Source organism: Pseudomonas sp. JAI111, from assembly GCF_024809425.1.
Classification (GTDB): domain Bacteria; phylum Pseudomonadota; class Gammaproteobacteria; order Pseudomonadales; family Pseudomonadaceae; genus Aquipseudomonas.
This window is the reverse complement of sequence record NZ_JANUCB010000005.1, coordinates 422432-438829: the sequence shown is the minus strand read 5'-3', so window position 1 is coordinate 438829 and position 16398 is coordinate 422432. Positions and strand designations below refer to the sequence as shown.

The window sequence follows — 16398 nt, the reverse complement described above, 5'->3', positions numbered from 1 at the left end:
GTAACGCAGAGCGTCACGAGAGACATTCCCACGCAGAGCGTGGGAACGATCAATAGATTTTCTGTAATTTATTTAAGGGCCAATCGATGACTTCCAAGCGCACTTCAACTCCTCCTTCCGGCATGGTCAGGGTGCGCGGTGCCCGTGAGCACAACCTCAAGAACGTCGACGTCGACATCCCCCGGGATGCGCTGGTGGTGTTCACCGGGGTCTCGGGTTCGGGCAAGTCGTCACTGGCGTTTTCGACCCTCTACGCCGAAGCGCAACGCCGCTATTTCGAATCCGTGGCGCCGTATGCGCGACGTCTGATCGATCAGGTCGGTGTGCCGGACGTTGACTCCATCGACGGCCTGCCACCGGCCGTGGCCCTGCAACAGCAGCGCGGTACGCCGAGCACGCGGTCTTCGGTGGGCAGCGTGACCACGCTGTCGAGCCTGATCCGCATGCTCTACTCCCGCGCCGGCAGTTACCCGCCGGGACAGCCGATGCTGTATGCCGAGGACTTCTCGCCCAACACCCCTCAAGGGGCGTGCGCCGAATGTCATGGCCTGGGCCGGGTGTATGACGTCACCGAAGCGCTGATGGTCCCGGACCCGAGCCTGACCATTCGCCAACGCGCGGTCGCGTCCTGGCCCACGGCGTGGCAGGGGCAAAACCTGCGAGACATCCTCGTGACCATGGGCTACGACGTCGACAAACCGTGGCGCGACCTGCCGAAAAAACAGCGTGACTGGATTCTCTTCACCGAAGAAACCCCGACTGTGCCGGTGTATGCCGGGCTGACGCCTGACGAAACCAAAGTCGCGCTCAAACGCAAAATGGAGCCCAGCTATCAGGGCACGTTCACCGGCGCCCGACGCTACATCCTGCACACCTTCAGCCATTCGCAAAGTGCGCTGATGAAGAAGCGTGTTTCGCAATTCATGCTCGGCAGCCCTTGCCCTTTGTGTGACGGCAAACGCCTCAAGCGCGAGGCGTTGTCGGTAACGTTCGCCGGCTACGACATCGGTGAGTTATCGCAGATGCCGTTGCTGCAAGTGGCCGAAGTGCTCAAGCCGGTAGCGGCGCATAGCTACCTCGAACAGGCCGATGAAGCGGGCGAGGTATTGACCCATGTCCAGACCCGCGAGGCCCGTGAACAGCGCGTGGCCCACGGCGCCAGCGGACATGCCAGTGCACCGGATGTGCGGCATACGCCGAACCTGTCGGTGGAAAAGCGCCTGGCGGCGCAACGGATCGCACAGGACTTGCTCGAGCGCGTCAGCACCTTGACTGACCTGGGGCTGGGTTACCTGGCCCTGGATCGCAGCACGCCGACGTTGTCCTCCGGCGAGTTGCAGCGCTTGCGCCTGGCGACTCAATTGGGTTCGCAGCTATTTGGCGTGATCTACGTGCTGGATGAACCGTCGGCCGGTCTACACCCGGCGGATGGGGAAGCGTTGTTCGAAGCGCTGCAACGCTTGAAGGCGGCCGGCAACACGCTGTTTGTGGTCGAGCACGATCTGGAAACCATGCGCCGCTCTGACTGGCTGATCGATGTCGGTCCTGCAGCTGGCGAACACGGCGGCCGGATTCTGTACAGCGGACCGCCGCAGGGATTGGCCGAGGTCAAGGATTCCCAGACCCGCGCCTACCTGTTCGCCGAACAGGTCAGCGAAACCAGAACGAGCCGCAAGGTGACGGACTGGCTAAGGCTTGAAGGCATCACGCGCAATAACCTGGACGACTTAAGCGTCGAGTTTCCGCTGGGCTGTTTTACCGCGGTGACCGGCGTTTCAGGTTCGGGTAAATCAAGCCTGGTCAGCCAGGCGCTGCTGGAACTGGTGGGCGCGCATCTGGGGCGTGTCACCAGCGACAGCGAGCCTGAAGCATTGAGCCTTGAGGACGATGCGCCGCAAGTCAGCGGCGGTCAGGTTGCGGCGGGGCTGGAGTCGATCAAGCGCCTGGTGCAGGTCGATCAGAAACCCATCGGCCGCACGCCGCGCTCAAACCTGGCGACGTACACCGGGCTGTTCGACAACGTGCGCAAACTGTACGCCGCTACCCCCGAGGCGCAGGCCGAGGGCTACGACGCCGGGCAGTTCTCCTTCAACGTTGCCAAGGGTCGTTGCCCGACCTGCGAAGGTGAAGGGTTTGTCAGCGTCGAGTTGCTGTTCATGCCCAGCGTCTATGCGCCATGCCCGACGTGCCACGGCGCACGCTACAACCCCCAGACGCTGGCGGTCACCTGGCAAGGCTTGAACATCGCCCAGGTGTTGCAGCTGACGGTGGATGAAGCGGTCGAGGTGTTTGCCGAGCAAGCGGGTATCCGCCGCTCTCTGGAGGTATTGCGCGACATCGGTCTGGGGTATTTGCGCCTCGGGCAACCGGCGACCGAGCTCTCGGGCGGTGAGGCCCAGCGCATCAAACTGGCCACCGAGCTGCAACGTAATCAGCGCGGAGCGACGTTGTATGTGCTCGATGAACCTACGACCGGTTTGCATCCCCGGGATGTGGATCGGCTGCTGGAGCAATTGAATACGCTGGTGGTGGCGGGGCATACGGTGATTGTGGTGGAACATGAAATGCGCGTGGTGGCGCAGAGTGACTGGGTGATCGATATCGGACCGGGGGCAGGGGATCAGGGCGGCAAGATTGTCGTGGCCGGCACGCCGCAGAAAGTGGCGAAGAGCAAGAAGAGCCGCACGGCCCCGTTTCTGGGCCGGGTGCTTGGGGGCCTATGATCGTTCCCACGCGGGGCGTGGGAACGATCCTGGAAAGGCGAATATCAGGCGTAGCCGAGGGTGAGCCGTACCTTGTCCAGCAGCTCGTTGATCTGAAACGGTTTGATCAACATCTCCATGCCATCGCCGAGGAACACCTGGCGGTTGATGGCGTTTTCCGCATAACCGGTCATGAACAGGATCGGCAAACTCTCGCGCCAGCCACGGGCGACATCCGCCAGTTCCCGACCATTCATGCGCGGCAGCCCCACGTCGGTCAGCATCAGATCGATCGAGGGGTCGTTTTGCAGGCGCTCCAGTGCACTGTCGATGTCGCCGACCTGGGTGCAGCGATAACCGGCGTCCGCCAGCACTTCGGCAACAAACATGCGCACCGACGGCATGTCTTCGACAATCAGTACATGCTCGCCCGAACCCTGGTTATCAACGGCTACCCGCACCGATTCAGTCGTGGTCGAATCCGTGCTGGCGGGCAGCATGATGGTCACTTCCGTGCCCCGGCGGGCCACGCTGCGAATGTGCGCATCGCCACCTGACTGGCGGGCGAAGCCGTAAATACTCGACAACCCCAGCCCGGTGCCCTGGCCCAGCGGCTTGGTGGTGAAAAACGGATCGAACACCTTGTCGATCACGCTGTGTTCGATACCGGTCCCGTCATCACGCACCGACAACGCAACGTAGGCGCCATCCGCCAGCTTCATGTCACCGTGGGAATACGCGGCATAAGTGCTGACCCAGATATTGCCGCCCTGCGGCAAGGCATCGCGGGCGTTGATCACCAGGTTGAGCATGGCGCTTTCCAGCTGGATCGGGTCGACCAACGCAATCGCGGCTTTGGAGGTCAGTTCGAGTTTCAGCGCAATGTGTTCACCGATGGTACGCATCAGCAATTCTTCGAGGGAGCGGATGTGTTCGTTGATGTCCACCGGTCGTGTATCAAGCGGCTGCTGGCGCGCAAAAGCCAGCAAGCGATGGGTCAACGAGGCGGCGCTCATGGCCGAGTTCAACGCCGCTTCGGCGTATAACTGGACCTTGTCGGTACGGTTGTTGGCCACGCGTTTCTGGATCAATTCCAGGCTGGTGATGATGCCGGTCAGCAGGTTGTTGAAGTCATGGGCGATGCCGCCGGTCAGCTTGCCCAAGGCGTCCATCTTCTGCACTTGCAGCAGCTGGGCCTCGGTGCGCACGCGCACGGCAATCTCATGTTCCAGCTGCGAGGTGGCGTCGTCGAGCTGGGCCAGGTGCGAGCGTTCGCGGTGGCGATGCTCGGTGACATCCTCGACGAACACCAGGCTCAACTCAGGGGTGCGATACGGCGAAATCTGCCACTCGGTTTCCCGCAGTTCGCCCTCGACCCGGATGTTCAAGGTGCCTTTCCAGCGCTCGCCCGCCGTCAGGCGCACACGCAGTTCGTCGAGGATCGCCTCTTGTTGTTCGGCGAAGCATTCGCGCAAGGTCTGCGGATCGCGGTTGTCCTGGATCAGCCGGGCGAACGCGTGGTTGCATTCGTGGACGTTGAATTGGGCGTCCAGCACGGCGATGGGCGCCGAGACGTTGACGAAGATCTCGCGAAATCGCGCCTCGCTTTCGCGCAGGGCGTTTTCGGTTTCACGCACCCGCAGCAGGGTGCGCAAGGTCGCCAACAAGACGTCCGGGTCCACGGGATGGATCAGGTAGGCATCGGCCCCGGCGTCGAGGCCGGTGATGATGTCACCGGTCTGAATCGAGGCGGCCGACACGTGAATCACCGGCAACAAGGCCGTCGCAGGTTCCGAGCGCAGTTTACGGACAATGTCGAACCCGCTCATGTCGGGCAGGTTGACGTCCAGAATCAATGCGTCGATCTGCTCACTGTCGATTATTGCCAGACCATCGCCGCCAGTTCCGGCCTCCAGAACGCTGTAGCCATGCGGCTCCAGGCGTCGACGCAGGGCGTAGCGCGTGGCGGCATTGTCATCGACGATCAACAGGCGAATGTCACGTTTCATCGGCAGGCTCCATGGCGATGGCCAGCGGGATGATCACGAAGAAGGTCGAACCGACCCCTGGCGTACTCTCGACCCCGACTTCGCCACCCAGCAATGCAGCGAAGCGTTTACATAAAGACAGGCCCAGGCCGGTACCGCGCAAGCGTTTTTGCAGCGGGGAGTCGACTTGGGAAAAGTCCTCGAACAATGCACCATGTAGCTCGGCAGCGATACCTATTCCTGTGTCGCTGACGGCAAAACGCACATGGTTTGCGCCTTCCAGCGACGCCGAGATCCTCACTTCGCCGCGCGCGGTGAACTTCAGCGAATTGGAAATGAAGTTGCGCAGGATCTGCGCCAGCTTCTTGTCATCGGTGTACAGACGCGGCAGTCCGACCGGTTCTTCAAAGATCAGGTCCACCGCCGTAGCGTCGACGATCGGGCGAAACATACCGCGCAGGGCGGCGAACAAATCGAGCATGTCGAACCAGGCGGGCGAGATGGTGATGCGCCCGGCCTCGATTTTTGCCAGGTCGAGCAGGTCGTCGACCATGTTGCTCAGCTCTCGCGCGGCGGTGCTGACGAACGTGACTTGCTTGTGTTGTTCGGGGCTCAGGGGGCCATCGAGCTCATCGATCAACAGGCTGGCGATGCTCAGGATCGAGCCCAGCGGGGTGCGAAATTCATGGCTCATGTACGAGAGGAAGCGGCTTTTGAGGTCCGATGCCTGACGCAGCTCTTCGGCCTGGGTATCGAGCTCGGCGTACAGCGCGAGCACCCCCTGATTGGTTTCTTCGAGCTCTTCGCGCAGGGAGGCGGCCTCGCTCTGCAAGCGTTCGATGAGCGCCGCTTGTTCGTCGCTCGAAAGGGCGGTCAATTCAGTCATGGCCAGCCTCCAGGGCAACGACCAGAACCGTCGCGTCATCCCGGCCTCGGCAGAAATCGCGGTGCAGGACAGCGGCGATGACCGCCGGATGGCGGTGCACCAGGCCAGGGTAATCTTGCAGGTTCCAACGGGACTGCAGGCCGTCGCTGTACATGATCAATAGTTGTCCGTTCACGTGAGCATATTCAAAGGGTTGGGCTTTGCGGTATTGCCCGCCGACGATGCCCGGATGGGACGCCATGCCACGGGACTTGCCCGGACCAACCAGATTGGCGCCGATGTTGCCGATACCGGTGAAGGTGAGTTTGTCGAGGTGACCGTTGAACTGAGCGATTGCCAATGCACCGCCACGGGTGCCCATCATGGCCTGATGAATATCTTCAAGCAGCAACAGCGGCGAGGCGAATGGCGCGAGCGCGAAAGCTTTTTCACCGGCGCGTGCGGCGTGCTCGGCTTCTTCGCCATGGCCCAGACCGTCGATCACCAAGGCGCTGAGGTCTGGACCGTCAATCGCCAGGTGCCAGACATCGCCACACGCCGGGTCTTGGTGTAAAGAATGCTGACTGACACCCAAGCGCAGATCCGAGTCTTTGTCACGCCGGGAATACAAACGGGCCAGTATCACCGCACCTCGGGAGTCGGCGTAGACATCAAACACCTCGGTCTGGCGTGACACCGCGCCCAGGCCAATGCCCTGAGTGCCGCCAGTGGAAAATCCGTCAGTCAGGCAAGCCTGCAAGTCAAAACCCTGGGCACGATCCACGGCGATGATCTCGATGCCATTGGCTTTTTTGCCGGGCAGGATCCGCAGGTGCAATTCACCACGGGTGGCGTGCTTGAGCACATTGCTCGCCAGCTCCGTAATCACCAGTGCCACGCGTCCGGCGTCAGTGGCATCGAAGCCATTGTCTTCGGCGAGCCTTTGCGCCGTGCGCCGGGCGTGGCCGATCTGACTGAGGTCCTCGATCAACAGCACCTGGGTCAGCGAACCGCTGATCTTCATGTCCATCGGGTAATCGTTATGCGTGTGCCCTTGCCGGGCGCGGTGTCCAGTTCGAACTCTTCCACCAGACGTTTTGCCCCGGTCAAGCCCAGGCCCAGACCGCTGCCGGAGGTCCAGCCATCGGTCATTGCCAATTTGATGTCCGGGATGCCCGGACCATCATCGCGAAAGGTCAGGCGCAAACCGACTCTGGAATTTTCGTCGAGGATCTGCCAATCCATGTCGCCACCGCCGCCATACACCATCGTATTACGCGCCAGCTCGCTGACGGCGGTGACCATCTTGGTCAGGTCGATCAGGCGCATGCCGCACTCCGTAGCGAGCTTGCGCGCGGTCTGTCGTGCCAGGACCACATCCTGCTCGATATTAATCGCTTGCGTACCGCTGCTACGGACGTTCATTGCTCACGCACCCGGTCCTGAAGCAGCTTCATGCCACGCTCGACGTTGAGCGCAGTGCTCACGCCGGGCAGGGTCAGCCCCAGTTCCACCAGCGTGATCGCCACGGCAGGCTGCATGCCTACCAGAACGGTTTGTGCGTCCATGATTTTCGACAGGCCGGAGATCGTCCCGATCATCCGGCCGATAAACGAATCGACCATGTCCAGCGCGGAGATGTCGATCAGCACACCCCGCGCCGAGGTGTTACTGATGCGTTCGGACAGATCGTCCTGAAGGGTCATCGCAAGCTGGTCATGCATGTCGACCTGAATGGTCACCAGCAAAAAATCGCCCATTTTCAGAATTGGAATGCGTTCCATCGGCTTATACCGACTTGCTGACGGTGATTCCCAGACGGGTGAGGGCAAGTTTCAGGGCATCGGCCAGGTTGGCTTTGGTGACGACGCCTTGCAGGTCCAGGCCAAGGTGCACGATCGTCTGGGCGATTTGTGGACGCACGCCGCTGATGATGCAATCGGCACCCATCAGGCGAATGGCGGTCACGGTTTTCAGCAAATGCTGAGCCACCAGGGTGTCGACTGTCGGCACGCCAGTGATGTCGATGATGGCGATTTCCGAACCGGTATCGACGATCCGTTGCAGCAAGGATTCCATGACTACTTGGGTACGTTGCGAATCGAGGGTTCCGATCATCGGCAGCGCCAGCACGCCGTCCCAGAGCTTGACCACAGGGGTCGAGAGTTCCAGCAGTTCTTCCTGTTGGCGCTTGATCACCGCTTCACGCGATTTCTGGAAGGTGCGGATGGTGTGCATGCCCAACGCGTCGACCAATTCGGAAACTTCCCAGAGTTGCTCGGCGAGCATGGCTGGATTGGCTTCGTAGTGGCGTTGCAACAGACCGAACATCGGGCCTTTGAGCGAGAAAATGAAGCTGGCGGTCTGGTGTGAATCCTGGCCTGACAGGGCGCGGCTGTGGGAGAGCTTTTCGAGGAATTGACGAATGTCATCCCAGCCCGGCGCGTTGACGTTCGGGCCATTGCCGTTTTCCAGGCCGGCGATCAGCAGTTGCAGGAATTCCGATGTCTGCTGTTTAAGGTCGTGTTCTTTCAAGTTGCGGGTAGCGCCAGTGGCTTCCTGACTGGTCATCCAGTCGCCAACCAGTTGTGCCTGGTTGCTTTTCATCGCATCGAGAGTGCCGATATGCAGTGCTGCCATGTGTCTGAGCTCCTGAAAAAATTCTGTGCCGATTCCCCGAAAAAACACCGGCGTGAATCAGTGACAATTGGCATTCGCAATAGTTTGTCGTGCGCGAGGATTATTTAATCGCCGCGACAGTCGCCCGTAACTCTAATCGTTACACACGCGCGGCGATTCTATGACGATTACCTGCTCTGGCGCTGTTTTATTGGATGGAACCCCTGACTCCGTGCGGCTTCGAACTTTCAGGGCCTCGGTGTTTCGAGGTGCGGGCTTGCCTATATGAGCGAGGTACGTATGAAAGACGAATCGACACAACGACAGGATCAATCGGGTGCGCCGATCGATCGCAATGACCCGGCGATTGATCCGCAAACGCCGGGCGAAGACGCGGCAGGTGCTCAACGTCAACACTCATCCACCGGTTCTGCGCAAAGCGCTGATGCGGTGGTCGATCAGAAAAACCGCAACACCGACAACGACAATGAGTTCAGCCCGGGTTTCAAACCGAACCCCGACCGGCCAAAGCCCAGCGATGAAACCGATGCCGACATCGACACCGACGGCGGCTAGTTCGGTCAGCCGCAAAAAAGGCCGCATCCATCGATGCGGCCTTCTTTTTGGGTGTGTTTATTTGTTGGGGTGAGCGGCCTGGAGTTTTTTCGCCATCGCCAGATGTTTTTCCAGCGCCGGCAACATTTTTTGCGCGAACGCTTTGAGTTCCGTGCCGCCCTTGACCTTATCGTCGGTCACGGTGTTGGCTTCTTTTTTGAACCGCTCGATAGTTTCTTCGTGCGCCTTCACCTGATTGGTGGCGTAGGCGGCGTCGAACGACTCATCGCGCAAATCGAGAATTTTTTCCTTGGCTTGCTTCACCAACGTGGTGTCGTCCGGCACCTTGATGTCGTGCTTCTTCGCCAGCGCCGTCAATTCTTCATTGGCCTTGGTGTGATCGGTGATCATCATGTTGGCGAATGCCTTGACGTCGGCCGATGAGCTTTTTTCCAGGGCCAGTTTGCTGGTCTCGACTTCTGCGATGCCACCGGCAGCGGCGTCATCGACGAAGTCATTGGAAGTCGCGGCAAAGGCAACGCCCATACTGGAGCTCAAGGCCACGGCCAGAGCGAGGTGGCGCAGGGTGAATCCGTCCATTGGTTATTCTCCACACAGGTTTTGAAGGTGATCCGGTGATCGTTATTCAATGGAGGTCGGCGTTCGGACAAAGGTTTTATCGCGTTTGCGCCAGGACGACGAACGGACACCGCTGGTCTGATAGACGGTCGACAGAACACGGTAACCGAGGCCATTCTGATAGTTGGTAAACGCAATAAATCGCGTTTGCTGCCGATCAATAACGGAGGTGTTCCATGCCGGTGCCACACGACCTTTATCAGGACCTGAAAATTTCAAAGGAAGATATCCAGCAAAAACGCTCCAAGGATCCAGTACTGGATTCGCTGATCAACAAGTATTCGCAAGCGGACGCCGAGGTGGTCAAGGCTGAGACCGCAAAATCAGATGCGCCCAGCGATGACGTATTGAAAAAGCTCAAGGAGGCGCGTGTGCTGGTCAAGGACAAGATCGTCAAACAACTCCAGTCTTCTTCCTGACCCTCCACGTCAAGCCACCGACGACCGGTGACCGAAAAATTGGAACGGGGGTAAATACCGGCACCTCGAAAGATCAGAGTCCGACCTTTTTCGACTCCCTGCGAGGTGCCAAATGCCCGATCCAAAATTCCCCAGTGAAGAGCAGGGTGGATACGACCCGATTCCCACCCGTCCCGAGCCTCTCAGCCCCGGCCGTACAGCGGTCAACCCTGAAGACGAGCCTGGCATCGACGAACTGCCGAACAACGAAGGCATGCGCCCGTTGAATGAGGACGACACCACCGCGATGGACCCTGAACGGGTGCTGGAAGAAACGGACAATGCCGTGCGCGATAACGAAAGCGATCCGCGGTAGTCGAGTCTGTAAAATCCCTTGTGGGAGCGGGCTTGCTCGCGAAAGCGGTGTATCAGTCCAGGCAGATATCGACTGGTACACCGCTTTCGCGAGCAAGCCCGCTCCCACAGTTTGATTGGGGTTATTTCTGTAGGGCGGTACTCAGCGGCAACCGGACCATGTTGTTGGCCTTCAACGACCCCAGATACAGCCAGTCCCCGTACTCACGCACCGTGGTAATCGGCGAGTAATTGCCGTCGCTCGCATCCTGCAAGTTGGCAATGACCTTGCCATCCAGGTCCAGTCCCAGCGCGAACCCGCGTTTTTCCACCGGTTTGGGCAGCAGCATCAACGCCCGCACGATCAATTTGCGCACAAAGGGGTGTGGCGCCGTGGCGTCGAGCAGCGCATTGCGCGGAGCATAGAGCGCCACCCAGAACCGGTCGCGACCGTTGAATGCGAGGTTGTCCGGCAGCCCCGGCAAATTGTCGATGAACAGGTCGTGGGTGCCGGCCTTCGGTCCGCTCAGCCAATAACGGCTGATGCGATAGGCGCCGGTTTCGTTGACCAGTACAAAGCTCTCATCAGGCCCCAGGGTCACGCCGTTGGCAAACTCCAGTTTATCGAGCAGCACCGTGGTTTTTCCGGACTGAAAGTCATAGCGCAACAGCCGACCGTCACCGCCATGTTCGATGATCGCCTCGCCATCCTTGCCCAAGCCCCAACGACTGGAAGCATCGCTGAAATAGGCGTAATGCCCCGATTTATCGATGACCACGTCGTCGGTAAAGCCGAAGGGTACGCCGCCAGCCTCGGTGGTCAACGCTGACAATCGGCCATGAGCATCCAGCGACAGCAAGCCTTTGACGCCATCGGCAATCACCAATAGCCCACTGGGGTGCCGCGCCATGCCCAAGGGCCGGCCGCCGGTAACGGCCAGAATCTGGGTGTCCTTGCCGTCGAGGCTGGTACGAATCACGCGTCCGTTGTGCAGGCCGGTGATCAGCACGTTTTCCTCCAGCAACAGCGCCTCTGGCCCTTCAATGCCCGTGGGGCCGATACGCTGCACGCCTTTTAGACGTTGATTGTCGGCATACACGCCGACGGTGAGAGAGGGGGCCGGTGCGGGAGTCCAGGCTACCGGTCGGACTTTGGTCGGAAATAACAGTAAAAAGACGCCAAGGGCAATGATCAATAACAGCAGTAGATTGCGAAACCTTAAGGCTCTTCTCACGCGGTGGCTCCTGCCTGGGTCAAGTGTATTTGCGCCATTTCCCGCAACGCCAGCATCGACGCCGAGGATTCGCGCTCGATGCGCCGCTTGAGCAGCATTCGATTGGCGATACGCATTGCCAGGCCGGCGAACTGGTAGTCCAGTGTACGGATAAAGCGAGTGTGATCGCCATCAGCCTCGCACTCGTACGTCACCACCAGCGACAGCCCGTGATCGCCCCGCGCCCAGGCGCTCCAGCGCCGGCCTGGCAGGTATTCGTTGACCTCCCAACTCAAGTGGCCGTCACGCCCGCCAGCGCGGATGTCTTCTTCGAACCGCGCGCCGGCATGCAACGGGCCACTTTTTCCCTCGACCTTGAGGGAGGACGGATGCCACTCCGGCCAACGGGTCACGGTGCTGGCGTAGGCGAGCACATCCATTGGATTGCCGGCGATAGCGATCTGGTGCTGCATGCGGGTCATGGCCGTTCTCGTCAGTGGCTGGGTGTCGTGCTCCGGCTCCCAATACAGGGTGCCAAACAGGTAATCCATCAGCGGAAACACGATATTGAAATTGCGTTCCTGCATCAGCTCGCGTCGGTGATGCAGTTCATGCAAACGACGCATCTGGCGAATCCACGGCAGCCGTGTGACCGGGTTGCTCGGTGGCAGGTGCTCGCAGGCATGAAACACTTCATAGGTCAGGTAGCCGAGCACCAGGCAGCCAGCCGACAATCCGGCGACGTTGCTGTCGAAGCGACCCATCAGCCACCAGAGGGGCAGGGTGATGACAACGGTGTGCAGCACGATCAGCCAGGCAGGAAACAGAATCACCCGCCAGTCATGGGCGCTGTCGTAGGTCATGTGGCCGGGGGCAAAAAAACTGTGGTGATCGCCAGCATGACGAGCATAGAACATCCGCGCGAAGCTCTTTTTGTGATGCCCCAGATGTCGATGCACCACGTACACGCCGAAGTTGAAGAACAGCAGCGTCAGCGGCACCGCCAGCCATTCCAGCGGCTGGACCTGATGCACGGTGCTCCAGAATCCGCCGATGGCCAGTAACCCGAACAGCAACACGAAAGCGCCGTGCAGCCAAGGGTTGTAGCGCGGATGGATGGCGGCCCGATAGCGGTCACGGAATGCCTGGGTGGTTTGCCTCACTGCGCGCACCTTTGGTTATTGTTATAACCGCAGATTAGCTGATCTGCCCGTCTAGGCTGGAACAACCTCAAGGACACAAGCGCCATGATCCGGTGTGTCAGGCCAGCGGATTCCAGCGCTGGGACCAGTCGTCATCGGTCTTGATGACTTCGCGCAGCAAATCGAAGGCCCGTTGCAGGGTCGCCGAGTCGCGATCACGGGAATAGACCAGATAGGTCGGGTAGCTGAATTCGGGCGCCTTGGGCACAGGCTCCAGCACGCCGCTTTCCAGGTAACTCTGGACTACGCGCGTACGAAAGTAGCCGCTGCCGCCATTTTCCAGAATGTACTGCAGGGCCAGGGGGCCGAGGTTGAAGGTCAAGGCAGCCTTGGCTTTTTCGGGCAGGGCGGCATCGTGCTGGCGGCGGAAGTCCGGTCCCCAGTCGATATACACGTATGGATCGGGGCGCCCGGCGAGACGTACCAGGATGAGCTTTTCTTCGAGGACCTGTTCGACTTGCAGGCGCGGCCAGTACTCGGGCTGATAGACCAGCGCTGCGTCCAGCACTCCCAGCTCCAGTTGTCGCAGCAGGTTTTCGCCATCGCGGATTTCCATGCGCAGGGCATGGCTGGGGATCTTCTCGCGCAGTTCGCCGGCCCAACTGAGCATCAGCGGGTTGCACAGGCTGACTTCGCCGCCGATGTGCAACACGTCGCGGTAGCCTTCTGGCAACGGCAGATCCCGCCGCGCGGCTTCCCAGGTCTGGACCAGTTGGTTGGCGTACACGACAAAAGCTTCGCCATTGGGCGTCAGGCGCGCGCCGGCGCGGTTGCGCACAAACAGTGTGCTGCCGAGCTGGCTTTCGAGTTTCTGCACGCGCGCGGTGATCGCGGTCTGGGTGACGTGGAGTTTTTCAGCCGCGGCGGCGAGGCTGCCGTGGCGGACGATTTCCAGAAAGGTGCGCGCGAGATCGATGTCCATGGAGGGGCCGGTGCGGGAAGTGTGGGGATTGTAAACGGATCCTGCGAATCTCGTTTATATAGCTGTTGCCGAGTCGCCTGTGGGAGTTGGCGTAATTTCGTTCATGGGGTTGGGGGGTATATCCGTTTCTGCGGTCACGGAGGCTATTGGTTCCGCCCTGACGGCGGGTTACTTGGAAAAGCGCCAAGTAACCAAGCGCTAGCGCCCCTGACGTACGGTGCCTCGCTGTGGCTCGGCATTCCCTCACTCCGGTCCTGCTCCGTGGGCCCGCCGCCATCGGCCATCCATGGCCGGGGGCGGCTAACCCGGCATCCATGCCGGGTTGCCCACTACGCAGAACCTGCGTTCGGCCTTCCGACGGGGCAGATCAAGATCAAGATCAAAAGCTGAAGGCGAGCTAACGCTCGACCTGATGAGTGGTGAGAAGCAAAAGCTGCGCGCCGATCTGCTTTAGGTTTGATCGTTCCCACGCTCCGCGTGGGAATGCCGCCGGGGACGCTCTGCGTTCCGCTGTCCACACCAGGCTTGAGTCTTGCGCAAGGGTGACGCGGAGCGTCACGGGATGCATTCCCACGCAGAGCATGGGAACGATCAGTAACCACTACGCGCAAGCGTTGAGCAAACAGGTCGGCCCGTAGGCCGCCTCGCTTTGCTTTGGCACTGCATGCCCCCTCGTGAGGCCGAGCGCAGGTTCTGCGCAGTGGGCAACCCGGCATGGATGCCGGGTTAGCCGCCCCCGGCCATGGATGGCCGATGGCGGCGGGCCCACGGAGCAGGACCGGAGCGAGGGCATGCCGAGCCTTAGCGAGGCACCGAACGTCAGGGGCAAAAGCGCTTGGTTACTTGGCGCTTCTCCAAGTGACCCGCTGTAAAAGCGGAACCAATAGCCGCCGTTACCCCAAAAACGGATATGTACCCAACCCCAACCCACCCCCCAAAAACTTTCTCAAGCGAACAGCATCAAGGTGTCAGCAAAGCCCCTATTCAAAACGCAAAACACGAACAACCAAACGCCCCCCAGAACCCTTGAAAGTCACTGACCGGTGCCGAAGACAACCGCGCCCGCTCATGACTGTGCGCATGCACCGCACAAGCCCCCGCGCACTGATGAGCCTGCGCGGTCAACGGCGCCAAGGTTTTCCAGTGCCCCGGCACAGTAGCGACGGGCGACCACTCAGGCACCACAGGAATCGGCGGCGGCCCGAGTTTTTCGAACTCATGGCTACCATAGACAATCCTGCCATCGACAATGGTCAACACCGACTCGATCCATTTGATCGCCTCATCCTCGATGTGAAAGTAATCCGCCGACAGTGCAATCAAATCAGCCAGTTGCCCAACCTTGATCTGACCTTTCTTGCCCTGTTCGGAAGAAAACCAGGCACTGCCGTGGGTATAGAGCTCCAGCGCCGTGTCGCGGCTCAAGCCTTGCGGATACAGCTCCAGACCACCGACGGTTCGGCCGCTGACCAGCCAATACAACGAAGTCCAGGGGTTGTAGCTGGACACGCGCGTAGCGTCGGTGCCGGCGCCCACCGGAATGCCTTCGGCCAGCATGCGCGCGATCGGTGGCGTGTGTTCGGCGGCTTTGGCGCCATAGCGGTCGACAAAGTACTCACCCTGAAACGCCATGCGGTCCTGGATCGCAATGCCACCACCCAGGGCTTTGACCCGCTCGATATTCTGCGGGGTGATGGTTTCGGCGTGGTCGAAAAACCACGGCAAACCATCGAATGGAATGTCGCGATTGACCTTCTCGAACACGTCGAGCATACGGCTGATGGATTGGTTGTACGTAGCATGCAGGCGAAACGGCCAACGGTGTTCCACCAGATGGCGGACTACCGGCTCCAGTTCCTGCTCCATGGTTTGCGGCAAGTCCGGGCGCGGTTCGAGGAAGTCTTCGAAGTCCGCCGCCGAAAACACCAGCATTTCCCCGGCGCCGTTGTGCCGCAAGAAGTCGTCGCCCTGGCCGTATTGGGACGTGCTGGTCCAGTTCTTGAAATCGGTCAGCTCTTCCTTGGGTTTCTGGGTGAACAGGTTATAGGCGATGCGCACGGTCAGTTGTTGGTCTTTGGCCAGTTGCTGGATGACCTGATAGTCGTCCGGGTAATTCTGGTAACCACCGCCGGCGTCGATGGCGCTGGTGACGCCCAGGCGATTGAGTTCACGCATGAACTGGCGAGTGGAATTGACTTGATATTCCAGAGGCAGCTTCGGTCCCTTGGCCAGCGTCGAGTACAGAATCATCGCGTTCGGGCGGGCGATCAGCATGCCTGTGGGGTCGCCGTTGGCATCCCGCTGGATTTCCCCGCCCGGCGGGTTTGGCGTGTCGCGGGTGTAGCCGACCACTTTCAGCGCCGCGCGGTTGAGCAGGGCGCGGTCGTAGAGGTGCAGCACGAACACCGGTGTGTCGGGCGCTGCCTTGTTCAGTTCATCAAGGGTTGGCAGGCGTTTTTCGGCGAACTGGAATTCACTCCAGCCACCGACCACGCGCACCCATTGCGGGGTTGGCGTGCGATCCGCCTGGTCCTTGAGCATGCGCAAGGCGTCGACCAGTGAAGGCACGCCTTCCCAGCGCAGTTCGAGGTTGTAATTGAGGCCGCCGCGGATCAGGTGCAGGTGCGAGTCGTTGAGGCCGGGAATCACCGTGCGGCCATGCAGGTCGATGATTTTCGTGGCGGGGCCTTGCAGCGCCATGGCTTGAGCGTCGCTGCCGACCACCACGAAGCGCCCGTCCTTGATGGCAACGGCACTGGCTTGGGGTTTCTTGCGGTCGACGGTGTGCAGGCGTCCGTTGTACAGAATGAGGTCGGCGGGGGTGTCGGGCATGGTTTTACTCCCAGCGCTTTGCGGACTGATCCAGGTCTCGATGGACGCTGCCGAAAGGCCTTGCAATACACGTCGGTGATTGAAACCGTTGTGGACGTCAGGTGGGCT

Annotated in this window: 15 protein-coding genes; 4 read left to right on the top strand and 11 right to left on the bottom strand. The window is 60.3% G+C overall.

All coding sequences use genetic code 11. The features are described from left to right. Positions 1-86: 86 nt before the first annotated feature. Positions 87-2723: an excinuclease ABC subunit UvrA gene (locus HNR03_RS18755; protein WP_259155099.1), complete on the top strand. Its 2637-nt coding sequence runs from the start codon at positions 87-89 to the stop codon at positions 2721-2723. A 44-nt stretch (positions 2724-2767) separates the two neighbouring features. Here HNR03_RS18755 and HNR03_RS18750 read toward each other — a convergent pair whose 3' ends face one another. The 6 genes from HNR03_RS18750 to HNR03_RS18725 are packed head-to-tail and all read right to left on the bottom strand — an operon-like array spanning position 2768 to position 8195. Next, entirely contained in the window at positions 2768-4711 is a 1944-nt protein-coding gene (locus HNR03_RS18750; RefSeq protein ID WP_259155098.1) for a response regulator, read from the bottom strand. Continuing rightward, the gene (locus tag HNR03_RS18745) at positions 4701-5576 is read right to left on the bottom strand and encodes a sensor histidine kinase KdpD (protein ID WP_259155097.1); all 876 of its coding nucleotides are present in this window, start codon (positions 5574-5576) and stop codon (positions 4701-4703) included. Before HNR03_RS18745 ends, HNR03_RS18750 begins: the two co-directional genes overlap by 11 nt. Continuing rightward, a complete protein-coding gene (locus HNR03_RS18740) occupies positions 5569-6579 on the bottom strand; it encodes an ATP-binding protein (protein WP_259155178.1) in 1011 nt (336 codons plus the stop codon). The genes HNR03_RS18745 and HNR03_RS18740 overlap by 8 nt, the downstream gene beginning before the upstream one ends. Beyond that, positions 6576-6980 (bottom strand): anti-sigma regulatory factor, encoded by a 405-nt coding sequence (locus HNR03_RS18735; RefSeq protein WP_222586407.1) that lies wholly within the window; start codon positions 6978-6980, stop codon positions 6576-6578. The genes HNR03_RS18740 and HNR03_RS18735 overlap by 4 nt, the downstream gene beginning before the upstream one ends. Beyond that, on the bottom strand, positions 6977-7339 hold the full coding sequence (locus HNR03_RS18730) for an STAS domain-containing protein (protein ID WP_222586408.1): 363 nt from the start codon (positions 7337-7339) through the stop codon (positions 6977-6979). The genes HNR03_RS18735 and HNR03_RS18730 overlap by 4 nt, the downstream gene beginning before the upstream one ends. 4 nt (positions 7340-7343) lie before the next feature. Continuing rightward, the gene (locus HNR03_RS18725; RefSeq protein WP_222586409.1) at positions 7344-8195 is read right to left on the bottom strand and encodes an STAS domain-containing protein; all 852 of its coding nucleotides are present in this window, start codon (positions 8193-8195) and stop codon (positions 7344-7346) included. A 264-nt stretch (positions 8196-8459) separates the two neighbouring features. Here HNR03_RS18725 and HNR03_RS18720 point away from each other — a divergent pair, with 264 nt between their 5' ends. Continuing rightward, positions 8460-8750, top strand: coding sequence for a hypothetical protein (locus tag HNR03_RS18720; protein WP_405046062.1), 291 nt, complete (start codon positions 8460-8462; stop codon positions 8748-8750). A gap of 57 nt (positions 8751-8807) precedes the next feature. Here HNR03_RS18720 and HNR03_RS18715 read toward each other — a convergent pair whose 3' ends face one another. Further along, positions 8808-9329 (bottom strand): DUF4142 domain-containing protein, encoded by a 522-nt coding sequence (locus HNR03_RS18715; protein WP_259155096.1) that lies wholly within the window; start codon positions 9327-9329, stop codon positions 8808-8810. 215 nt (positions 9330-9544) lie between these two features. On the opposite strand from HNR03_RS18715, the gene HNR03_RS18710 reads away from it, so the two are divergent. Then, positions 9545-9787, top strand: a complete 243-nt coding sequence (locus HNR03_RS18710) for a DUF465 domain-containing protein (RefSeq protein WP_222586411.1) — start codon at positions 9545-9547, stop codon at positions 9785-9787. A 112-nt stretch (positions 9788-9899) separates the two neighbouring features. Then, positions 9900-10142, top strand: a complete 243-nt coding sequence (locus HNR03_RS18705) for a hypothetical protein (protein ID WP_259155095.1) — start codon at positions 9900-9902, stop codon at positions 10140-10142. Between the two features lie 121 nt (positions 10143-10263). Here the strand turns inward: HNR03_RS18705 and HNR03_RS18700 are convergent, their stop codons facing one another. From HNR03_RS18700 to HNR03_RS18685, 4 genes are all read right to left on the bottom strand, one after another. Continuing rightward, entirely contained in the window at positions 10264-11355 is a 1092-nt protein-coding gene (locus HNR03_RS18700) for an SMP-30/gluconolactonase/LRE family protein (RefSeq protein ID WP_259155094.1), read from the bottom strand. Continuing rightward, positions 11352-12497, bottom strand: coding sequence for an SRPBCC family protein (locus HNR03_RS18695; protein ID WP_259155093.1), 1146 nt, complete (start codon positions 12495-12497; stop codon positions 11352-11354). The genes HNR03_RS18700 and HNR03_RS18695 overlap by 4 nt, the downstream gene beginning before the upstream one ends. A 97-nt stretch (positions 12498-12594) precedes the next feature. Continuing rightward, positions 12595-13458, bottom strand: a complete 864-nt coding sequence (locus HNR03_RS18690) for a LysR family transcriptional regulator (RefSeq protein ID WP_259155092.1) — start codon at positions 13456-13458, stop codon at positions 12595-12597. A 984-nt stretch (positions 13459-14442) separates the two neighbouring features. Beyond that, positions 14443-16290: an amidohydrolase gene (locus tag HNR03_RS18685; RefSeq protein WP_259155177.1), complete on the bottom strand. Its 1848-nt coding sequence runs from the start codon at positions 16288-16290 to the stop codon at positions 14443-14445. Between the last annotated feature and the right edge of the window lie 108 nt (positions 16291-16398).